Origin of the sequence: Mesorhizobium sp. M3A.F.Ca.ET.080.04.2.1 (assembly GCF_003952525.1) — a bacterium.
In the GTDB taxonomy this organism is placed as follows: Bacteria; Pseudomonadota; Alphaproteobacteria; order Rhizobiales; family Rhizobiaceae; genus Mesorhizobium.
Window position 1 is genome coordinate 1775001 of the sequence record NZ_CP034451.1, and the last position, 20486, is coordinate 1795486.

General features: G+C 63.5%; 18 protein-coding genes and 1 tRNA gene. 6 read left to right on the forward strand and 13 right to left on the reverse strand.

The window, feature by feature from the left end; genetic code table 11:
• Positions 1-3: 3 nt before the first annotated feature.
• The 3 genes from rfbC to EJ074_RS08710 all read right to left on the reverse strand — a co-directional run bounded on the left by rfbC (position 4) and on the right by EJ074_RS08710 (position 2217).
• Positions 4-558 (reverse strand): dTDP-4-dehydrorhamnose 3,5-epimerase, encoded by a 555-nt coding sequence (gene rfbC, locus EJ074_RS08700; protein WP_129553025.1) that lies wholly within the window; start codon positions 556-558, stop codon positions 4-6.
• On the reverse strand, positions 551-1441 hold the full coding sequence (gene rfbA, locus EJ074_RS08705; protein WP_129553026.1) for a glucose-1-phosphate thymidylyltransferase RfbA: 891 nt from the start codon (positions 1439-1441) through the stop codon (positions 551-553). Before rfbA ends, rfbC begins: the two co-directional genes overlap by 8 nt.
• A gap of 185 nt (positions 1442-1626) precedes the next feature.
• Positions 1627-2217 (reverse strand): biotin transporter BioY, encoded by a 591-nt coding sequence (locus tag EJ074_RS08710; protein ID WP_129553027.1) that lies wholly within the window; start codon positions 2215-2217, stop codon positions 1627-1629.
• A gap of 99 nt (positions 2218-2316) precedes the next feature.
• On the opposite strand from EJ074_RS08710, the gene EJ074_RS08715 reads away from it, so the two are divergent.
• Positions 2317-3222 (forward strand): MBL fold metallo-hydrolase, encoded by a 906-nt coding sequence (locus tag EJ074_RS08715; protein ID WP_129553028.1) that lies wholly within the window; start codon positions 2317-2319, stop codon positions 3220-3222.
• Positions 3223-3242: 20 nt separating this feature from the next.
• Here the strand turns inward: EJ074_RS08715 and EJ074_RS08720 are convergent, their stop codons facing one another.
• Both EJ074_RS08720 and EJ074_RS08725 read right to left on the reverse strand, forming a co-directional pair.
• Complete coding sequence (locus tag EJ074_RS08720) at positions 3243-4028, reverse strand: DUF1499 domain-containing protein (RefSeq protein ID WP_095805802.1); 786 nt, start codon at positions 4026-4028, stop codon at positions 3243-3245.
• A gap of 157 nt (positions 4029-4185) precedes the next feature.
• A complete protein-coding gene (locus EJ074_RS08725) occupies positions 4186-5814 on the reverse strand; it encodes a fatty-acid--CoA ligase (protein ID WP_129553029.1) in 1629 nt (542 codons plus the stop codon).
• 190 nt (positions 5815-6004) lie between these two features.
• Here EJ074_RS08725 and EJ074_RS08730 point away from each other — a divergent pair, with 190 nt between their 5' ends.
• Positions 6005-6361, forward strand: coding sequence for a hypothetical protein (locus EJ074_RS08730; RefSeq protein ID WP_129553030.1), 357 nt, complete (start codon positions 6005-6007; stop codon positions 6359-6361).
• An 82-nt stretch (positions 6362-6443) separates the two neighbouring features.
• A complete protein-coding gene (locus EJ074_RS08735; RefSeq protein ID WP_095805801.1) occupies positions 6444-6833 on the forward strand; it encodes a DUF427 domain-containing protein in 390 nt (129 codons plus the stop codon).
• Between the two features lie 36 nt (positions 6834-6869).
• Here the strand turns inward: EJ074_RS08735 and EJ074_RS08740 are convergent, their stop codons facing one another.
• The 3 genes from EJ074_RS08740 to ppdK all read right to left on the reverse strand — a co-directional run bounded on the left by EJ074_RS08740 (position 6870) and on the right by ppdK (position 11645).
• Positions 6870-7610 (reverse strand): polysaccharide deacetylase family protein, encoded by a 741-nt coding sequence (locus EJ074_RS08740; protein WP_129553031.1) that lies wholly within the window; start codon positions 7608-7610, stop codon positions 6870-6872.
• A gap of 123 nt (positions 7611-7733) precedes the next feature.
• Entirely contained in the window at positions 7734-8834 is a 1101-nt protein-coding gene (locus EJ074_RS08745; RefSeq protein ID WP_245454810.1) for a glycosyltransferase family 9 protein, read from the reverse strand.
• Positions 8835-8960: 126 nt separating this feature from the next.
• Positions 8961-11645, reverse strand: coding sequence for a pyruvate, phosphate dikinase (ppdK, locus tag EJ074_RS08750; protein WP_129553033.1), 2685 nt, complete (start codon positions 11643-11645; stop codon positions 8961-8963).
• A gap of 216 nt (positions 11646-11861) precedes the next feature.
• Here ppdK and EJ074_RS08755 point away from each other — a divergent pair, with 216 nt between their 5' ends.
• The gene (locus EJ074_RS08755; RefSeq protein WP_129553034.1) at positions 11862-12206 is read left to right on the forward strand and encodes a VOC family protein; all 345 of its coding nucleotides are present in this window, start codon (positions 11862-11864) and stop codon (positions 12204-12206) included.
• A gap of 129 nt (positions 12207-12335) precedes the next feature.
• Positions 12336-12410, forward strand: a tRNA-Gln gene (locus tag EJ074_RS08760).
• Between the two features lie 347 nt (positions 12411-12757).
• On the opposite strand, the gene EJ074_RS08765 is transcribed toward EJ074_RS08760, so the two are convergent.
• On the reverse strand, positions 12758-13999 hold the full coding sequence (locus EJ074_RS08765; RefSeq protein ID WP_129553035.1) for an MFS transporter: 1242 nt from the start codon (positions 13997-13999) through the stop codon (positions 12758-12760).
• 264 nt (positions 14000-14263) lie between these two features.
• Between EJ074_RS08765 and EJ074_RS08770 the strand changes: the two genes are divergently transcribed.
• Entirely contained in the window at positions 14264-15976 is a 1713-nt protein-coding gene (locus tag EJ074_RS08770; RefSeq protein WP_129553036.1) for an HAD family hydrolase, read from the forward strand.
• A gap of 54 nt (positions 15977-16030) precedes the next feature.
• Here the strand turns inward: EJ074_RS08770 and EJ074_RS08775 are convergent, their stop codons facing one another.
• Genes EJ074_RS08775 through EJ074_RS08790 form a run of 4 tightly spaced genes read right to left on the reverse strand, consistent with a single transcriptional unit; the run spans position 16031 to position 20486 of the window.
• Entirely contained in the window at positions 16031-16369 is a 339-nt protein-coding gene (locus tag EJ074_RS08775) for a hypothetical protein (RefSeq protein WP_095805592.1), read from the reverse strand.
• A gap of 18 nt (positions 16370-16387) precedes the next feature.
• On the reverse strand, positions 16388-16948 hold the full coding sequence (locus EJ074_RS08780) for an ATP-binding protein (RefSeq protein WP_165349892.1): 561 nt from the start codon (positions 16946-16948) through the stop codon (positions 16388-16390).
• Between the two features lie 2 nt (positions 16949-16950).
• The gene (locus EJ074_RS08785; protein ID WP_129553037.1) at positions 16951-19311 is read right to left on the reverse strand and encodes a SpoIIE family protein phosphatase; all 2361 of its coding nucleotides are present in this window, start codon (positions 19309-19311) and stop codon (positions 16951-16953) included.
• The gene (locus EJ074_RS08790) at positions 19308-20486 is read right to left on the reverse strand and encodes a class I SAM-dependent methyltransferase (RefSeq protein WP_095805589.1); all 1179 of its coding nucleotides are present in this window, start codon (positions 20484-20486) and stop codon (positions 19308-19310) included. Before EJ074_RS08790 ends, EJ074_RS08785 begins: the two co-directional genes overlap by 4 nt.

A 20486-nucleotide genomic window follows, 5' to 3' on the forward strand; every position in this document is an offset into this window, starting at 1 on the left:
TCCTCACGCAAACACCTCCGCGTTGCCGAGCAACGGCGCCTTTCGGTCCTTGTCCGAAAGCTGGAACCCGCCTGGAACAGTGGGCCATTCGATGCCGATTGCCGGGTCGTCGAAACGGATCGACCGGTCATGCTCGGGCGAATAGGTGTCGGTCACCTTGTAGAGCACCTCGGTATCCGGCTCGAGAGTGACGAAGCCATGCGCGAAGCCCTTCGGCACCAGGATCTGGTTGCCCTTTTCGGCCGATATCTCCAGCGCCAGCCATTTGCCGAAGGTCGGCGAAGAGCGGCGGATGTCGACCGCGACATCAAGCAGGCTGCCCCTGATAACGCGCAGCAGCTTGTCCTGCGCGCGCGGCGGCAGCTGATAATGCAGCCCGCGAAGCACGCCGGCGGCAGCCGAATAGGAGTGGTTGTCCTGCACGAAATCGAGGGCGATGCCGGCGTCCGCGAAACGCTCGGCATTCCAGGTCTCGCTGAAATAGCCGCGCGCGTCGCCGTGCCGCTTCGGCACGATCTCCAGCACGCCATCGAGGCCGAGCGGCCTGACCTCAAGCACCACGTTCCTCCGTCAGGTCGGCGACCCGCTTGCGCAGATAGGCGGCATAGTCATTCTTGCCCAGGCGCGCGGCGCGTTCCAGAACCTTGTCGGCGCCGAGCCAGCCCTGTTCCAAGGCGATCTCCTCCGGGCAGGCGACCTTGATGCCCTGGCGGTGCTCGATGGTGCGCACGAAGGAGGAAGCTTCGTGCAGGCTGTCATGCGTGCCGGTGTCGAGCCAGGCGTAGCCGCGGCCGAGCTGATGCACCTGCAGCGCGCCGCGCTCGAGATAGACATTGTTGACCGCCGTGATCTCGAGTTCGCCGCGCGCCGAAGGGCGGATCGAGCCAGCAATGTCGACGACATCGTTGTCGTAGAAGTAGAGCCCGGTGACGGCCCAGTTGGACCTGGGCTTCTGCGGCTTTTCCTCGATGGTCAGGGCCTTGCCGGTCGCCTTGTCGAACGAGACCACGCCATAGCGCTCCGGATCGTCGACATGGTAGGCAAACACCGAGGCGCCGGTTTCACGCGCCGCCGCTAGGCGGCAGAGCTGCGACAGCCCGTCGCCGAAATAGATGTTGTCGCCCAGAATCATCGACACGCCGTCCCTGCCGATGAAGTCGCGGCCGATGATGAAGGCTTCCGCCAGGCCATTGGGCTGCGGCTGCTCGGCATAGGCCAGGCTCAGACCGAACTCCGAGCCGTCGCCAAGCAAGTCGCGAAAGACCGGCAAGTCGCGCGGAGTTGAAATGACCAGGATTTCACGTATTCCCGCGAGCATGAGCACGCTCAGCGGGTAATAGATCATCGGCTTGTCGTAGATCGGCAGGATCTGCTTAGAAATCGCTAATGTAAGCGGATAGAGGCGTGTTCCGCTGCCTCCTGCCAGGATAATTCCTTTCAACAAGCTCTCCTTGAACTGCCGAAGCCCCCGCCCAGCCATCAAGTCGCCCGTGCTTAGGAGTGACGCACCGGCTTGTCAATTGTCCGCCCTGATTCTTCGACCCGCGCGGACAAGCCGTCGCGTCGCGCCATGAAAAAGGCCGGCGGACAGAGCGCCCGCCGGCCTTTTGATGGTTTTGCCTTATCTCAGGCGCGCTTGAGCAGCGACCAGACGGCGGGGACCAGGCTGGCGGCAAGCGCCACCTTGATCAGGTCGCCGACGACGAACGGCAGGACGCCGAACTGCCATGCCTTTTCCGGCCCGATGAGCGTCGCCAGCCAGGCGAAACCCATCGCCATCATTACGATCTCGGCGACCAGCATGGCGCCGAACAGCTTGACCGGATGGCGGTCCCAGCCGCGATCCGCGGCCCAGCCGGCAATAGCGGCCATCACTACGAAGCCGGCGAGGTAGCCGCCGGTGGAGCTCAGCATGTAGGCAATGCCGAGGCCTTTTTCCGGCGTGCCCTGGAAGACAGGCAACCCAAAAGCGCCCTCGGCGAGGTAGAGGATGAGCGTCGCGATCGCCAAGCGCATCCCGAAGGCCGACGCGATCAGCAGGACGGCCAGCGTCTGCAGCGAAAGATCCACCGGGCCGAGCACAATTTTCGTCTTGGCCGAAAGTGTGAGGAGGATGGTTCCGACAATGGCCAGAAAGAGCTGTGTCCCAAGCCTTGCAGCCCCCTGCTCTGGCAGAGCGAGAGAAACTAGCGGACGCATCGTGGTTGCAGTTGCCATGGTCTTCCCCGTAGTGGCTGATTTGCTGGCTGTGATTTTCCTATATTGGCTTCCGTACCGAGCGGCAATCATTTTGCCGCGCAGCAGCAGGGCCCCGGCATGACGCTCGAACTCGAGACACGCTTCGATCCGGCCTACGGCCAGGCGGTCACCGTCGCGCCGCATGTGCTGCGCGTCACCGCCAGAAACCCCAGTCCGTTCACCTTCCACGGCACCAACAGCTATCTTGTCGGGCGCGAGACACTGGCGGTGATCGATCCGGGACCGGACGACGACGCCCATCTCGAAACGCTGCTTGCCGCGATCGGCGGCAGGCCGGTCAGCCATATCTTCGTCAGCCACACCCATCGCGACCACTCGCCGCTCGCGGCACGGCTGAAGGCGCGCACCGGCGCGACCGTGCTTGCCGAAGGACCGCATCGCCCGGCGCGGGCGCTGCGCATCGGCGAGATCAACCCGCTCGATGCCAGCGCCGACACGGCTTTCGTTCCCGATGTCGCGCTGGCCGACGGTATCCTCACCCATGGCGATGGCTGGGCGATACGAACGGTGCTGACGCCGGGCCACGCGGCCAACCACGCGGCCTTTGCGCTGGAAGGCACCGGCATCCTGTTTTCGGCCGACCATGTCATGGCCTGGGCGACGTCCATTGTCGCGCCGCCCGACGGCGCAATGGCGGACTATATGGAATCGCTCGACAGGCTGATCGAGCGCGACGACCGCCTGCTTTTGCCCGGCCATGGCGGTCCTGTCGTCGCGCCGCGCAAGTTCATGCGCGGGCTGAAGACGCATCGCAAGATGCGTGAGCGAGCGATCCTCGAACGGATCCGCGACGGCGACCGAACGATCAAGGACATGGTGGCGGCGATCTATCGCGACACCGATCCGCGACTGCATGGAGCAGCCGGCCTGTCGGTGCTGGCCCATCTCGAGGACCTGGTGGCGCGCGGCCTGGTCGCTACCGCGGGCGACCCGGCGATCGACGGCATCTTCGAGCCTGGCTGACCAATTTTTGCGCGGCTGGCCTATTCGGCCGGCGCGGCACCCACCTGGCCGGCGACCTGCTGGTCGAGTTCGGCAAGGAAATCGGTGATGCGGGCGGCATTGTCGCCGAGGTCGTATCGGCCGTAGCGCGAGGCCGAACGCATGTCGACGACGACCGAATCGCCATCGTCGGTGACGCGGATGGCGACGTCGGCGGGCAGACCGATCGCGAAGCCCCTGGCAACCGCGTTGATCGTCGCCTCGCTCTGGCCGTTGATATCGGGATAGGGAGCGGTCAGTTGCCAGTCGCGCCGGTCGAGCACGGTTTCGGCGGCGTCGACCACGGTTTCGAAAGGCAGGTTGTAGCTGCGCCCGGTGACCAGCGGGTAGGCCTCGGCCTGCAAGGCCTGCTCGCCGGGCGTCGGCGACGACAGCGCGTTCATGTCGCTCGTCCGGTCGCTGGTGTCCAGCACCGGCGGATTCTCGAGATCGGTCGAGATGTCGCGCAGCGGCGGATAGATCGTCGCCCAGTAGGCGGCGATGCCGTATGGCGCCAGCACCAGCAGCGCCAGCAGCGCGCCGACGCTGAGATCGCGGCCGCCGCGATCGCCGAAATTCCACAGCCTCGACAGCGCAAGCCCCGCGAGCAGGAACGCCAACGCGGCAAGCAGCGCGACGAGCGCCAGCACCCACAGAAAGGGCGGTGTGTCGACGAGGTCGAGGCGGTAGCCGGCAACCACCGTCAGCAACAGGACGAGCGAGAACGCTCCGATCCGCCGCGACCAGCCGGCCGCTCTCGACGTCTGCCGTTCAGGAATTGTAGCCATCGTCTGCCGCATCACCCCAGTCCGCGTCGAGACTTAGCGCAGTTCAGCGTTTCGTGGAATTGCTGAACTGCGCTAACTGTCTGTTTTCACGCAACTCCGGACTGAAAACCGCCGCGCACTCTTGGCTCGGGCTTGAAGGCGAACGAATGAACAATCCTCAATCCGTCGGCAGCCGATAGTCCCTGAATTGCTGGCGCAATGCGGTCTTCTGGATCTTGCCGGTTGCCGTGTGGGGAATTTCGCCGACGAAGGCAACATCGTCCGGCATCCACCATTTGGCGACCTTGCCGTTCATGAAGGCCAAGATGTCGCCCTTGCTCGGCTCCTTGCCCGGCTTGCGCACGACCACCAGCAGGGGCCGCTCGCCCCATTTGGAATGCGGCACGCCGATCGCGGCGGCCTCCGCCACGTCGGGATGGCCGACGGCAAGATTCTCGAGATCGATTGTGGAGATCCACTCACCGCCCGATTTGATGACGTCCTTGGCGCGATCGGTGATCTGCATGTAACCGTTGGCGTCGATATGCGCCACGTCTCCGGTGTCGAACCAGCCGTCGGCGTCGAACTGCTCGGCGCCGATGCCGCCGTAATAGGCGCGCGCGATTGCCGGACCGCGCACCTTGAGTCGCCCGAAGGTCTTGCCATCCCAAGGCAGCGCGTTGTCGTCGTCGTCGGTCACCTTCATCTCGACGCCGAAGGGCGGATAGCCCTGCTTGCCCTGAACATCCAGACGCGCCTCGCCGGAGAGCCCTTCATACTCCGGCTTCATGGTGCACAGCGTGCCGAGCGGCGACATTTCGGTCATGCCCCAGGCGTGCACGACCTGGACATCGTAGTTGTCCTGGAATTTCCTGGTAATGGCGCGCGGGCAGGAGGAGCCGCCGATCACGACCTTTCTCAGATGGGGAAGCTTGTTGCCGGTCTCTTCCAGATATTGCAGCAACATCATCCAGACCGTCGGCACGGCGGCGCTGAAGGTGACCTTTTCGGTGTCGAGCAATTCATAGATCGAAGCGCCATCCATCTTGCAGCCGGGCATGACCAGCTTGGCGCCGATCATCGGCCCGCTCTGGCCAAGGCCCCATGCATTGGCGTGGAACATCGGCACCACCGGAAGAATCACGTCCCGCGCGGATATGCCCATGGCGTCCGGCATGGCGGCGATCATGGCATGAAGGACGTTGGAGCGATGACTGTAGAGAACCCCCTTCGGGTCGCCGGTCGTGCCGGAGGTGTAGCACATGCCGGCGGCAGTGTTCTCGTCGAAGCTCTTCCAGGCGAAGGCGCCGTCGGCCTCGGCCAGCCATTCCTCATAGGCGACCGCATTCGGCAATGAAGTTTGCGGCATGTGCGCCCCGTCGGTCAGCACAATCACCTGCCTCAGCGACTTGACCTGGCCGGCGATCTTTTCGAGCAACGGCACGAAGGTAAGGTCGACGAAGACCGCCCTGTCCTCCGCGTTGTTCATGATCCAGGCGATCTGCTCGGGGAAGAGACGCGGGTTGAGGGTGTGATAAATCGCGCCGATGCCCATGATGCCGTACCAGGCCTCGATGTGCCGGGCCGTGTTCCAGGCGAGGGTCGCGATCCGGTCGCCCAGGCTGAAGCCGTCACGCTCCAGCCGCTGCGCGACCTTCAGGGCGCGATGGTGGATCTCGGCGTAGGTGGTGCGCACGACGGGACCCTCGATCGAGCGCGTCACGATCTCGCGGCGACCATGCTGCCGTTCGGCATTGTCGATGAGCTTATGGCAGAGCAGCGGCCATTCCTGCATCAATCCAAGCATCGCGGTTCTCCCCTTTGCGCTTTTGCGTCGTTGTTTCACGCATTGTGGGACGAACCGGCGGATTGTCCAGCCGCCATAAGTCCAAGGTTGCGGCAGGATCGAAGCATCCCGGGATTCGCCATAATCCGGCCATCGTCGACGTCAAGTTTTGTTAACGGGCTGGGTGAGATTGGCGAATGGAGAAGTTCGCATGGAACCGCAGCTCGACGACCAAACCCTGGAAAGCTCGCTTGCCGAAAGCCTGGCCGATCTGACGCCGGACCCTAAAGCCGTTTCCGACGACCAATTTGCCGAAGTCGTCGGCGGTGCGCTGGAGGCCGTCGGCGGCACGCTGCTGTTCAAGATGTGCGTCGACAACGCCGGCGAAACCGAGCATGTCGCCGCCGCCTGCATCGGCGACGCCGGCAATCGCCAGTTCCTCCTGCTCACCCTGCCGACCGCAGGCGGCGCGCTGAAGGTCGAGACGGCGGCGAGAAGCACCAACCCGGTGGCCGGCATCGCAGCCGCTTATGCCGGCCTGATGGATGCGTTCAAGGCCGCCGCCTGACGTCGCGTCGGGTGCAAGAAGGGGGCTCGGGCTTGTGCAAGTCCTTTGTCCGACACAGCTTATGCCGGGAAAGGAGATCGTCATGGACAAGCGCGCCAATCCGGCACCCGGCTTTCAGCGCAATCCCGACAAACTGATAACCATCGAAACCTATCGGGGCAGCGTTACGGTGCTGGCAGGTGGCAGGGTCATCGCCAGGTCGACACGGGCCAGGCTGCTGTCGGAGCCGCCCTATGCCCCGGTCTATTACATTCCGTTCGACGATATCGATTTCAGCAACCTCGCCAAGACCGGGCACTCGACGCATTGTCCCTACAAGGGCGATGCCAGCTATTGGAGCATTGTGCCCGCCGGAGAGAACGGAACGAATGCGATGTGGGCCTATGAGCAGCCCTTCGACGAAGTGCTCGATATCCGCAATCATGGCGCGTTCTACGCGAGCAAGGTGACGGTGGAAGCCACGCCGCAATGACAGGCGACTGTTCGCGGGCCGGCTGAAGGGAACTGGTCAGTCGGTAGTGCCGTCATTGCCCACGTCCTCGGCATCGTCGAGGCGAACGAAGGTCATGCCCTTCTGTTTCAGGGCGAGCAGGCCCTGCACGACGCCCTCGCCGGCCGCATGGATCGGCTGGTTGATGTGAGCAATGATGACGTCGCCGTCCTTGGCGGCGGCGATGCGCCGGGTGGTTTCCTTCGCTCCCAGCAGGGAGCCGCCGTCGCCGTTGATCGAGAAGCCGGCGATCCTGAAACCCAGCTTGCGGATCATGGCGATCGCCGAAAGACTGTATTCGGCAGTGGCGCCGCGAAACCATTTTGGCGCCGGACCGCCGGCGCTCGCCAGCGCGGCGGCGCCGGACTCGACTTCCGCCAGAACGGCCTCGGGACTGCCGGCGCTGCGGATGCCGTAGATCTTTTGCGGCGTGTCGACCGCCGGTATGTGGCGGCCGCCGTGATTTTCGAGTTCGAACAGCTCCGGGTGCGCCCGCATGATCTCGACAGCGGCGGCATTGCGTTTCAGCCAGATGCCGGTGACGAAAATGGTTGCCGGAATCTTGTTCTCTACCAGGGCGGAGAGAATGCGCGTATCGGTCTTGCCGCCGCAGGCGTCCAGCGTCAGCGCGACACGACCGCCGCCGCCCTGCGGCTTCACGTGCAAGGTCGGCTCGAGCAGCGTCCCGGCCTTGCCGGCCGACACCACCGCGAGCGACAGCGCGAGCGCGCACAGATATTTCCGAAGCAGACCCGTCATTCTTCCCAAACCCCGGCTCGTCGCGCCGCTGACCGCAAGAGGCCGTCAACAAGACCGGCATCTAGGCAAAAATCGGGACGGTTCATATCTGAAAAGGAGCCGACGCGGCGATTTGCCCGGCGATCAGCTCGCCTGCCGCACGGCAACGGGGGTTCGCGACAGAAGTTCGCCCACCGCTTGGACCACGGGATCCACTTCGAGACGCCAGACGCAGCACGACCGGCTTGGATCTTTGCGGCGGCACAGGTCGCCGCCGACGCAGTCGCAAGGCATGGGCGGCTGCAAGGAGATGCTGGGAGCGCCCACCGGTCCCCAGCGGACAGGGTTGGTCAGGCCGAACAGGCCGACGACGGGCGTGCCTGCCGCAGCCGCCATGTGCATCGGGCCGCTCTCGTTGCCGAGAAATAGCCGCGCTTGTTTGAGCAGAGCCTGGAGCGTTTCGAGCGAGAGGGCACCGACGAGATTGACGATCGGGGTCTTGGTGCCCCCGACGATCTGCTCGGCCGTGTCTTTCTCGTCGGGGCCGCCGACCAGAACGATGGCCAGTCCGCTGTCGTCGGCAATCCTGTCGATTGCCGCGGCAAAGCGTTCAGGCTGCCATCGGCGCCCGGGGAAGCTTGCGCCGGCATGCACCGCCACATAGGCGTTGGGCCGAAGATGGAACGTGTCCAGCAACGCCAAGGCCCGTGTTGTCTCAAGCGGCAGCGGCTGGATGGCAGGAACCCGAACGCGCAGGTCTACGCCAAGCGCCTCCAGCGGCGAGAGATAGCGATAGAGAAAGTGCTGCTCGCCATAGCCGAACGGCTTTGCCTTGACATTGGCACGTTGGCGCTCGAACCAACGCAACGGCCTTTCGGGTGGGTGATATCCGACGCGGATCGGTGCGCTGACCAGTCCTGAGATGAACCGCGACGTCTTGGAATCGGAGATGTCGATGATCATGTCGAAGCGGTAGCGGCGCAGTTTGAGCACCGTTCGAACGAGTTCCTGCGCGCGCCGCAACGGGGTGCCGCGTATATGCGAGCGGCGGAAGGTCACGGCCTCCGCAGCGATGTCGTGGGCCGTTAGAAAACTGGCGAAGCGGGCTTCGCAAAGGAAGATGATCCGGGCACCGGCATATTCGAGCTGCAGGTTCCGCGCCAACGTCGAGGCAAGCACGAGGTCGCCGATGAACTTGGTCTGCACTATCAGGATCGACCGCACGGTGGTGGGGGGAGCCTGCAACGTCTGTTCCTTTTCACCGGGCGGATTGGAGACCGCAGAACTGGGCGGAGACAGTGTCGACATCGGGGCCGTCACGCGCAGGTTCGCGTGACTTTGTCCAGGAAAGCGTAAGCGCGCCGCGGCCTCTCAGCGACGCTGCGATGCCTGTCCTGCGACCTGCACGGCGGCCTGCGCTGCGGCCAGCCGGGCGATCGGCACGCGATAGGGTGAACATGACACATAGTCGAGGCCTACCTCTTCGCAGAAACGGATCGAGGCCGGATCGCCGCCATGTTCACCGCAGATGCCGAGCTTGATGCTGGACCGCGTCGACCGGCCCTTCTCCGTCGCGATCCGCACCAATTCGCCGACGCCGTCCACGTCGAGCGAGACGAAGGGATCCTGCTCGATGATACCTTTCTGGCGATAGGTTTCAAGGAACGAAGCTGCATCGTCGCGCGAGATGCCGAAGGTCGTCTGGGTCAGATCGTTGGTGCCGAACGAGAAGAATTCCGCCGCCTCGGCGATGATATGGGCGCGGATGGCGGCGCGCGGCAGCTCGATCATCGTGCCGGTGAGATAGTCGATCTTGGTGGCTGTCTCCTGCATGACACTTTGGGCGACCGCATCGATGCGCGCCTTGACGTATTCCAGTTCCTTTACGAGACCGACCAGGGGAACCATGATTTCGGGCACGACCAGCGCGCCGGCCTTGCGGCCGGCCTCGACCGCCGCCTCGAAGATGGCACGAGCCTGCATCTCGGCGATCTCGGGATAGGAGACGGCGAGCCGGCAGCCGCGATGGCCGAGCATCGGGTTGAATTCATGCAGCGCCTCGGTGCGCTGCCTGAGCTTGTCCGCCGAGACGTTCATCGCCCTTGCGACCTCGGCGAGCTCGTCCTCGGTCTTCGGCAGGAATTCATGCAGCGGCGGGTCCAGCAGGCGGATGGTGACCGGCAGGCCGGCCATGATCTCGAACAATTCGAGAAAATCCGAGCGCTGCATCGGCAAGAGCTTGCCGAGAGCGCCGCGCCTATCCTTCTCGGTATCGGCCAGGATCATCTCGCGCATGGCGACGATGCGGTCGCCCTCGAAGAACATGTGCTCGGTACGGCAAAGCCCGATGCCTTCGGCGCCGAACGAGCGCGCCATGCGCGCATCGAGCGGAGTCTCGGCATTGGTGCGCACCTTCATGCGGCGCGCGGCATCCGCCCAGTCCATGATGGCGGCGAAATCGCCCGACAATTCCGGCTGCAGCATGGCGACGGCGCCCTTCAGCACCTGGCCGTTGCCGCCGTCGATGGTGATGACGTCGCCCTTGCGGAAGGTCTGGCCCATCGAGGTCATGGTGCCGGCCCTGTAGTCGACGCGCAGCGAGCCGGCGCCCGATACGCAGGGCTTGCCCATGCCGCGCGCCACCACGGCGGCATGGCTCGTCATTCCGCCGCGGGTGGTGAGAATGCCCTCGGCCGCATGCATGCCATGGATGTCCTCGGGGCTGGTCTCGATACGGACCAGGATCGCCTTGCGGCCTTGCGCCTTGGCGTCCTCCGCGTCGCTCGATGAGAAGACGATCTCGCCGGTGGCGGCCCCAGGCGAGGCCGGCAGGCCCATGCCAATGACATCACGCGCGGCCTTTGGATCGATGGTCGGGTGCAGGAGCTGGTCGAGCGAAGCCGGATCAATGCGGGCGACCGCCTCCTCCTTGGTGATCAGCCCGTCCTTGGCCATCTCGACGGCAATCTTGAGCGCCGCCTTGGCGGTGCGCTTGCCGGAGCGGGTCTGCAGCATCCACAGCTTGCCGCGCTCGATGGTGAATTCGAGATCCTGCATGTCGCGGTAATGCTTCTCCAGCCGGTCGGAGATGTCGACGAAAGCCTGGAAGGCATCCGGCATCAGCTTCTGCAGCGACGGCTTGTCGGAGCCGGCGGCGATGCGCGCCGCTTCGGTGATGTTCTGAGGCGTGCGGATGCCGGCGACCACGTCCTCGCCCTGGGCGTTGACCAGGAATTCACCGTAGAGCTGCCTTTCGCCGGTCGACGGGTTGCGGGTGAAGGCGACGCCGGTGGCCGAGGTGTCGCCCATGTTGCCGAACACCATGGCCTGGACGTTGACCGCCGTGCCCCAGCTTTCCGGGATATCGTGCAGGCGGCGGTAGGTGATGGCGCGGTTGTTCATCCAGCTTGAAAAGACCGCTCCGATCGCCCCCCAGAGCTGCTCATGCGGGTCCTGCGGGAACGGCTTGCCGAGCTCCTCCTCGACCTTGGCCTTGTAGAGCGCGATCACGCCCTGCCATTCGACGGCGCTCAGCTCGGTGTCAAGCTCATGGCCGAGGCTGGCTTTCTGGTCCTCGAGGATTTCCTCGAACACTTCATGGTCGAGCCCCATGACGACGTCAGAATACATTTGGATGAAGCGACGGTAGCTGTCATAGGCAAAGCGGGCGTCGCCTGCATCGGCGGCCAAAGCCTCGACGGTCTCGTCGTTGAGCCCGAGGTTGAGAACGGTGTCCATCATGCCGGGCATGGACGCACGGGCGCCGGAACGCACAGACACTAGCAGCAGCTTCGAGGGATCGCCAAATCGGCGACCGGTGATCTTGCCGATATGGTCGAGCGCCGACAGGACGTTCGCCTCCAGCCCGTCCGGATAGCTGCGGCCGTTGGCGTAGTAGGCGTTGCAGACTTCGGTGGTGATGGTGAAGCCCGGCGGCACCGGCAGGCCCAGGTTGCACATTTCGGCCAGATTGGCGCCCTTGCCGCCAAGAAGGTTGCGGTCGCTGGCACGGCCTTCGGCAGCACCGTCGCCGAAGGAGTAAACCCACTTGGTCATGCACGCCCTCCAAGTCCCTGGAATAGACAACATCCGGACCAAGGCCCGGTTCCCCGCCCTTCCGATGCGAGCGATAGGATGCTGCAGTGCGAAAGGCAAGGCGTCGCCGAACCGGCGTCGCAACTACAATCGATTAATCAAAAGCTGCGTCAAAAAGACTTGCCGGCGAAAAAGGCACGATATAGAACATAACAGGAACATAGTTGGAGTGGCGTGATGAAGCTCAACGGAAAACTCGACTATCTGGAACTGCCGGCGACCGGCAGCACGCTGGACAGCGTCAAATCCTTCTACAGCGCCGCGTTTTCCTGGTCCTTCACCGATTACGGTCCGACCTATTCGGCCTTCGCCGAGGGGCTCGACGGCGGCTTCCAGGCCGACGCCGGCGAGGCACCGGCCAAACCGCTGCCGGTCCTCTATTCCGAGAACCTGGAGGCGACGCTGGAAGCGGTCGAGAGTGCCGGAGGCACGATCGTCAAGCCGATCTTTTCCTTTCCCGGCGGCCGGCGGTTCCATTTCACCGACCCGGCCGGCAATGAATTGGCCGTGTGGGGAGAATAGAAGATCAGGTCCTTGCGGCGGCAAAGCGACATTCTGACCGCAAATCAGCCTGTGCAATTGTCATCACAGCATTGAGCTTTGCTGCGGCACGTCCTATAAGGCCGCGCGCAGCGGGCATGCCCCGGCTGTTGGGGCGTCGCCAAGTGGTAAGGCATCGGTTTTTGGTACCGACATTCCCAGGTTCGAATCCTGGCGCCCCAGCCAACATCTTCCGACGCTATCGCTTCATGACGGTCGTTGTGCCTGGGGCCTCCTGAGCGGGCCAAGGCAGCGACGATGGAGAAATGCGAACGTGACCGCTGAATGACGCGGAAGGCCGCCGACGCGTGCCGGCTGATCTGCTCTTTCGCGGGCCCTGTGACGCTGGAACAGTTCCAGGAAAAGCGCGGAGCGGCTTTTTCCGTCCGCAACTGTATAAGGACAAACACTTGAAGCGGGTCAGCGACATAAGCTGACCCGCTCTCGCCCTACCGGCGGCCGCGAGGACGACATGTCCCCGCGGCCATTTGGCGAAGAGCCCGGCCCCAGTTCGTGGGACCAGCCGACGTGAGTTAGTGCGAAAAGGTGGCGGCGATCTCGCTGAGGCTTTTCCCCTTTGTCTCCGGAGCCCACAGTTGCGACACCCAGGCCCCGCTGAAGACGACGGCCGCCGCGATCAGCATTACCGTCGAAACACCGAATTGCTCCACTCCTAGTGGCAGAAGGAAGGTCCCCATGCCGGCGCCGATACGGCTGACGGCGGCGGCGAAACCGGTGCCGACACCGCGGATCTCGGTGGGAAACACCTCCCCAGGGTAGATACTCGTCAGCACGCCGTTCATCGCATTCAAGAACGAGAAGACGAGGAAGAGACCCAGCACGAGGGCCGACGGCGCACCCGACCACAGGCCGATGATCAGGAAGACCGCCATGGTGATCCACTGCGGCGGTACCGTAAACAGCCGGCGGCCGGCCTTGTCGATCATCGCCACAGTGACCGCGCACCCGACCATAGCGACCATCGACAGCCCGACGCCGCCGGCGAGCCCGCCATTGAGGCCGTACTTCTCCAGCACGCTGTCGGCGAAGGTCGCGATGGCGAAATAGGGCATGACAACGCAGAACCAGAACCACGACACGAAGACCGTCATCCGCCAATATTTCGTGGAGAACAGATCCATGGACCGGCCCTGTCGCACATGTTCTTTCTCCATGTCCGCCATGTCTTCGGCACTTTCCAGATATTTGTGCGCGATGGCGCGGGCCTCGTCCTTGCGGCCCTTGCTCCACAGCCAGCGCGGCGATTCCGGCAGGCCGAGCCGGGCGACGAACAGGACTGCCGCGATGAAGGTGCTGGTGCCGATGATGAACCGCCACGGCAGTGGCGCCGGCAGATTGAGGATGTAGCCCGCCGTATAGCCGACCATGAATCCAAAGTACCAGGCAACGTTCGTGACGCCCATAAGGCGCCCCCGCAGCCGGGCAGGCGCGAACTCCGACATCAGCGGCCAGCCGACCGAGTATTCGGCGCCGATGGCCACGCCCATCAGCAGGCGCACGATGAACAACATCTCCACCGAGTTGATGAAGAACTGCGCCGCCGACGCGATCAGGAACAGCGCCATGTCGATCATGAACAGCGGCTTGCGGCCGTATTTGTCGCTGGCCCAGCCGCTCAGCGGCGAGCCGATCAGGATGCCGAACAGAGCGGCCGACGCGATCAGGCCCATGTCGGCGGTCGACATGCCCATGTCTGCCTTCATCGATGCCGTCACTGGGCCGATGACCCCGAGGATGTAACCGTCGAGGAGCATTCCGCCGGTAAGGACGGCGATCTTCTCCTCATGAAGCGTCGCTTGAACGCCGGGCCGTGACTGCGCTCTAACCGCGTGGTTTGCGGAAAGCCGCTACGCATTCTGCCCGGAATTGCTCGAATGAGCTGCCGATTTCGGTGCACCCTGCTGGGCACGTGCGGAATGCGCCCCCCGGCCTAAACCTTTTCCGCAGATAGGCGTTGTTGTTCGTCAGGCCGGCTCCTGCCGGCTCTTCGAGCGCGGCCAGCGGAGAGGGCAAAACCGATGTATTTCATGGCATTGGCCACCGACTATGACGGCACGCTGGCGCATGACGGGCTGGTGACCGCAAGCACCGTCTCGGCGCTGGAGAAGCTGAAGAAATCGGGCCGCAAGCTCATCCTGGTCACCGGTCGCGAGCTGCCCGATCTCAAGGAGGTGTTTCCCGAGATCGGCCTATTCGACAAGGTCGTCGCCGAAAACGGGGCGCTGATCTACACGCCGGCGAGCGAGGAAGAGCGCACGATCTGCCCCTCTCCGTCCACCGATCTCGTCGACAGGCTCAAGAAGCGCGGCGTCAAGCCGCTCTCGGTCGGGCGCTCGATCGTTGCCACATGGGAACCGCACCAGGCCACGGTCCTCGACGTCATCAAGAACCTCGGGCTGGAGCTGGAGATCATCTTCAACAAGGGCGCGGTGATGATCCTGCCCAGCGGCATCAACAAGGCAACGGGGCTCGCGGCCGCGCTTCAGGACCTCAGGCTCTCGCCGCACAATGTGGTCGGCGTCGGCGATGCGGAGAACGACCATGCCTTCCTCAAAGCTTCGGGCTGCAGCGTCGCGGTCGCCAATGCGCTGCCGGCTGTCAAGGACACGGCCGACCTCGTCACGAAGGGCACCCGCGGAAAGGGGGTCGAGGAGCTGATCCGCAAGCTGGTCAAGCTCGATCATCTGATCGCCCGAAAACGCTTGCGCGGCATCCTGCTGGGAACGGCGCGCGGCAAGAAGGTCCACCTGTCGCCCGTCGAGACGGTCCTGATCGCCGGCAGCTCCGGCATCGGCAAATCGACCCTGGCAACGGCGCTTACCGAGCGGCTCATGGAACAGGGCCTGCAGTTCTGCATCTTCGACCCGGAAGGCGATTATGACGGCCTGCAGGGCGCAGTGCCGTTGGGCGACGGGTCGAGCGCGCCGAGCAAGGACCAGTTGCTGGAATTGATCGAGAAGCCCGACACCAATGTCGTGGTCAAAGGGCTGGCGCTGAAGGTCGACGAGCGGCCGGATTTCTTCGCCGAGCTGCTGCCCGGGCTCGGCAGTGCTCGCTACCGCACCGCGAGACCGCATTGGCTGATCATCGACGAGGCGCACCATCTGCTGCCGAAGCGGCGCGAGGACACCCGCGCGGTGCTCTCGCTGGAGCTGCCGGGCACCGTCCTGATCACCGTGCACCCGGAGGCGATCTCGACGGACGCACTGCGCCTGGTGACGGCCGTGATCGCACTCGGCCCGAAGGCGAAGGGCGTCATCAAGACCTTCTGCAAGGAGACCGGACTGGATGCGCCCAAGAGCATTCCCGCGCCAAAGGGCGATCGCGTGCTGCTCTGGCGGCCGCATGACGGCAAGAAGCCTTTTACCGTCAAGGCGGTCGAGCCCAGCCAGTCGCTGAAGCGGCACAGCCGCAAATATGCCGAAGGCGAGCTCGACGAGGCCGGGAGCTTCTATTTCACCGGGCCGAAGAAGGCGATGAACCTGCGAGCCCACAATCTGATCATCTTCGCGCAGATGGCGGAAGGGATCGACGACAAGACGTGGATGCATCATCTGCGCGCCGGCGATTATTCCAAATGGTTCCGCCAGCAGATCAGGGACAAGGAACTCGCCCGCGAGACGGCCGAGGCCGAGAAGGACGAGGCGCTCTCGGCCGAGGAGAGCCGCAAGCGCGTGCTCGACGCCGTACGCCGCCGCTACACGGCGCCGGCGACCGCCCCGGAAAATTAGGACGGCCTGCACACCTCCTCAGGTGCCGGTTGGATGCGCGTCTTCGACCGCAGGTCAGTTCATCAAAAGCACCAGGGCCGGATGCAGCTTCTTCAGATTCGGCAACGACTTCGATTGCCAGGGTATGTCGGGCGTTCCGCGCACGATGAGTTGAACATCGGGATGCTTGCGCACCTCGATGGTGAACTTCGCCAGCATGTTGATGCCGGACGAGTTGAGGAAATGAAGGTCCTTCAGGTTGAGCGTAATGGACAGGGGATTGGCGGCAAGAACGCTGCTCGCCAAGGCCATGACCGGTGCCCCGGCCTCGGAACTGGCAAGCCGCATCGCACCGTCGAAAAAGATATCGCTTCCTTCATTCCAAACCCGGTAATCGTCCGTCTTGATTTCCATTGAGTGGCTTCATCTCATCTAGTTGTGAGTTTGCGAGATCGGTATGGAGGCATACGTCTCCAGGCAAATCCGATCGCTTTCGTCGGCGGCGCTGAATATCCAAGCAAGTCGTGCGCCATAATCGCTCATCAATGTCAGCAATCCCAGTCCGGAGCCTCCGAAGTCGGGATTCGCGGCGTTCGCTTCGATGCGCTGTATCAGCAAGTCTCCAGGATCGCCAACCGTGATGTCCGCCAGGAGGCTTTGGAACTGAGAGGCGACTTCGCAGACGACGTCGTTCGACACCTTGAGCTTGAAGCAATCCGGATCCATCGACGCCTCGATCACGATCTCGCCCGGCGCGCGAAACTTGACGGCATTTTCGATGAGCTCGTTGACCAGATATCCGATGCTGTGCCGCACTTCCATGTAGTCGTTGCGGGAGGAACGGAAGCGCAACGCGAAGAGATCGGCGATGAAGTCCGACGTGGTCGCGCAGTGACGCCAGCTCAGGTCGAGCGGGCCATCGAAGAGCCGCACCCGGCTGACGCTCTCCTTCATCCCGATTGCAATGTCTGGGGTACCGAACAGCGTTGTCATGTCTATGTGCGCCTTATGATCACGAGAGTGATGTCGTCGTGGATCTTCTGCATGCCGATGTGGGCCATCAGATCCTCGATGATCCCGGTTTTGATTTCCTCCGCACTCCCGCCGTAACGGTTTTGCGCGCTCTGGCAGAGGCGCTCGAAGCCGAACAGTTTCTTGTCCTGGTCCTCCGCCTCGGTCACACCATCGGTGTGCAGCACGATCACGTCGCCACTGCCGAACAGGATGTCACGCGTGGCGATGTACGGCGAGATGTCGTTTTCCAGGCCAACCGGCAGCCCGAGATCGATCGTGTCGATACGCTCGACTTCGCCGGCCGCGCGGACGACGAGAACGTCCTCGTGCTGGCCGGACAGCGTCACCCGCTCATCCTCGAAGTCAAGGAAGGCGAGCGACAGATGCTTGCCGGTGTTGGTCCGTTCGATGTTCTTGTAGATCGCTCTGTTCAGGCGATCCAAGAACCGGTGCGGATCCCCTTCGTTGGTCTCCTGCAGCGCGCGGGCAACGGATTGGACCATCAGCATCAGCACGCCGCTCTCGAGACCATGCCCGGTCACGTCGCCGATGCCGATCTTGACCCGCGATCCGTTCTGCAGAACGTCGTAATAGTCGCCGCCGACCTCGTCGGCCGGCCGCATATAGGCCGCGATCTCCAGTCCCGGGATCGCTTCGAGCTCGAAGGGTTTCGGCAGGACCATCATCTGGATCTGCTTGGCCACCGCGAGCTCGGCGCCCAGGCGGACGTTCTCGTCGCGCAGCTTTTCGTTGAGCGCGGATATCTCCTGATTTGCGTCGCCGAGCTCGCGGGTTCGTTCGTCGACGAGTTGCTCGAGGTTTTCCGTGTGGAAGCTGATCTGCTCGGCCATGCGGTTGAAGGCCACTCCCACCGCTCCAACCTCGTCACGCGTCGGAATGCTCACGCGCACCGAATAGTCCTTGGAGCGGAGCTGCTGGGCAGCGCTGGCAAGCGCCCTGAGGCCGGCGGTGATCCGCTTCGAGATTCCGAGCACGGCCGCAAAGACTATCAGAAGCGAAACGATGATCGCGGCGATCTGGAACAGCAGGATGCGATTGGTCGCGCGCGAAATGCTGTCCTGCGCGGCGAACAGGGCGGCATAGATCTCCCGTTCGGGAACGACGATCCCGACCGACATCGTCTCGGACTTGATCGGGCCCGAACTCCACAAATTGGTCGGCTTCAATTGCTTGAGGACGACGATGTAGGGCACGCGTTCGCCCTTGTTGTCGAGCATGATGTGCTGAATGACGCCGTCATTCTTCTGGTCGAGAGGCAGCGACGCGATCGCCGGCTGCGAGCTTCCCCTCAGTGACCGCTCCAAACCGGTGACGCCCTGCGTGCCCGCATCGCTCGACGATTTCAGGCCGATGATCGCCTGCCCCGACGGATTGATCGCCACCACGTTGCCATTCGACATCGTCAGGAAGCCGAAGCCGGTCTCGGCGATCTTCACGCTTTGAACGACTTCCGCGAGCTGATCGAGCGTGATGTCAGCCCCCGCCGTGCCGGCGACGCCGCTGCGATCGCGCGTCCACAACGGGTGGAAGAAGCTGACGATCAGCTTTCCCGTGATCGCGTCGGTGTAAGGCGCTGTCTGGGTAATGTCGTCGGGGACCGGACGCGAGGCCGGATCCCGGGCCCATTGCTGCCACGACCCGTAGATCCCGGGAAAGAAGAACTCCCAGAATTCCGCCTTGTTGTGGCCCGGATAGAGGCGGTCGAAGGTCTGCGCCTGGTCGGTATACGGCACAGTCCTGAAGATCGGCCGTTCTTTCGGACCAATATAATACATCTGCAGTTTGGACGAGCCGCTGGCCATGAGGGTCGGCGCGACGAGATCGAGCACCGTGCTGTCATCGATTTCCTGCTGAACGCTTGGCAGCGGCGTGTGGTCGGCGCCCAGCAGGTAGCCCCACACGCTTACCACCGACGGCGCGCCCGGCAGGTTCTGCGCCCAATCGCCGTGCGCGTCGTAGACGACCTTCACGGAACCGGGCGATTGCTGCGCCAGCGTCGCTCCGACCTGCTGCTGTCTGGCTGGATCGTCGATCTGGGCCTGCAGCACGCCGGCCAATGCCTTGACGTCCCCATGAACCCGGTCGAGCAGCAGGTCGACGCGCAACGCTGTCGATCGAGCGTAGGAACGTATGTATTCCTGGTTTGCCGTCGTCAGGCCTTCACCGACTTCCGACGTGGCGTCGCGCGACAGCTTCTGGACGTTCCAAAGCGCCAGACCACCGCTCACCAGAAGGTCGAAAAGGACCGCGCCACCGACGACCAACACGAATTTCGCTCGAAAGGAGCGCAGGCCGAAGCGCGATGTCCGCTCATCGGTCATTGCGGTCGTCGCCCCGACGCGACCCAGATCGGCCAAGCCGCGTAACCCTTGGGATGGAGGGCAGCGAAGATATGGTCCTGAAAACCCTGCCGGAACCGCGCGACGAACTCCGGACCGTCACCGCGTCTGGTCGCCATGTCGCCCGCATAGACATCCGCCCAGGCTGCAATGATATCGGCGAAGTCTTGCGGATCACCGTCCAGGTTGGTGACCATGAAGGTCTCGACCCGTATGTCTTCGAACCCGGCCTCGACCAGGTATCGCCGGCTCTTGGGTCCGAGCTCGACGTCCATCTCGAAATGCGCGAACAACTCCGCCACTTCGTTGTAGGTCCAGCGAATGCTTTCGGCGCGCGGCTCGCCGAGGCAATGGGAATTCTTCTCATTGGTGATGTAGACCCGCCCGCCCGGTTTGCAAATGCGGTACAGCTCCTTGAGGATGAGTTCGGGTCGGTTGAAGATCTGAAGCGAATGGCGGCAGGTGACCAGGTCGAACTGCGCTTCGTCGAGCAGCATTTCCGACGCATCGCCATAGGTATATTCGATGCCGCGGATGTCGAACTCCCGCATCATGCGCCGGGCATATTCCAGGCTCGACATGGAATGGTCGAGGGCGACGATCCGCGAGGGCTGGAACTCCTTCTGCACGAGCACGGCGAAATCACCGATCCCGCAGCAAATGTCGGCCATGACGATGCCGGGCTTCATGCCGTGCCGCGGCAAAATGGTGCGCTCGTGGCGCCAGGTCATCTTGGTCTGCGTGCGCAGGATGGGAACGAATCCGCCTTCCTCGAGGAAGCTCTGCCCCGGATAGAATACGGTGTCGTACTCCTCGACCGCTATGTTCGGTTCGATCCTGCTCAAGCGACCGAATTTTCGTGACGTCCATCCAACGACGCTGGAAGTGACGACGACGAATCTGAGATCGGGCCGTGCTCGGCAGGCGTCGATGATGATGCGCGAAAAGGCGTGGAACGCGGCGTTGTTCATCTGCGTCAGGCGCCTGACATTGATGTAGAGAACGCCGCGCACGCGGCTGATCGCATCGCGGAGCAAAGACAGGCTGGACCCAAGCTCATCGATCGCCTGAGGTCGGACCACCCCCGACAGGGAGAACTCCTGGTTGTTCGCGTCGTAGTGCGCCCTGAAACGCGGGAGAAGGTCGTAGGGGCTCAA

Bases quoted from the DNA above. Each gene is read 5' to 3' on its own strand.
- EJ074_RS08710 (WP_129553027.1), bottom strand. From the start codon at position 2,217: ATGGCAACTGCAACCACGATGCGTCCGCTAGTTTCTCTCGCTCTGCCA.
- EJ074_RS08715 (WP_129553028.1), top strand. From the start codon at position 2,317: ATGACGCTCGAACTCGAGACACGCTTCGATCCGGCCTACGGCCAGGCG.
- EJ074_RS08720 (WP_095805802.1), bottom strand. From the start codon at position 4,028: ATGGCTACAATTCCTGAACGGCAGACGTCGAGAGCGGCCGGCTGGTCG.
- EJ074_RS08725 (WP_129553029.1), bottom strand. From the start codon at position 5,814: ATGCTTGGATTGATGCAGGAATGGCCGCTGCTCTGCCATAAGCTCATC.
- EJ074_RS08730 (WP_129553030.1), top strand. From the start codon at position 6,005: ATGGAACCGCAGCTCGACGACCAAACCCTGGAAAGCTCGCTTGCCGAA.
- EJ074_RS08735 (WP_095805801.1), top strand. From the start codon at position 6,444: ATGGACAAGCGCGCCAATCCGGCACCCGGCTTTCAGCGCAATCCCGAC.
- EJ074_RS08740 (WP_129553031.1), bottom strand. From the start codon at position 7,610: ATGACGGGTCTGCTTCGGAAATATCTGTGCGCGCTCGCGCTGTCGCTC.
- ppdK (WP_129553033.1), bottom strand. From the start codon at position 11,645: ATGACCAAGTGGGTTTACTCCTTCGGCGACGGTGCTGCCGAAGGCCGT.
- EJ074_RS08755 (WP_129553034.1), top strand. From the start codon at position 11,862: ATGAAGCTCAACGGAAAACTCGACTATCTGGAACTGCCGGCGACCGGC.
- EJ074_RS08765 (WP_129553035.1), bottom strand. From the start codon at position 13,999: ATGCTCCTCGACGGTTACATCCTCGGGGTCATCGGCCCAGTGACGGCA.
- EJ074_RS08770 (WP_129553036.1), top strand. From the start codon at position 14,264: ATGTATTTCATGGCATTGGCCACCGACTATGACGGCACGCTGGCGCAT.
- EJ074_RS08775 (WP_095805592.1), bottom strand. From the start codon at position 16,369: ATGGAAATCAAGACGGACGATTACCGGGTTTGGAATGAAGGAAGCGAT.
- EJ074_RS08780 (WP_165349892.1), bottom strand. From the start codon at position 16,948: ATGACAACGCTGTTCGGTACCCCAGACATTGCAATCGGGATGAAGGAG.
- EJ074_RS08785 (WP_129553037.1), bottom strand. From the start codon at position 19,311: ATGACCGATGAGCGGACATCGCGCTTCGGCCTGCGCTCCTTTCGAGCG.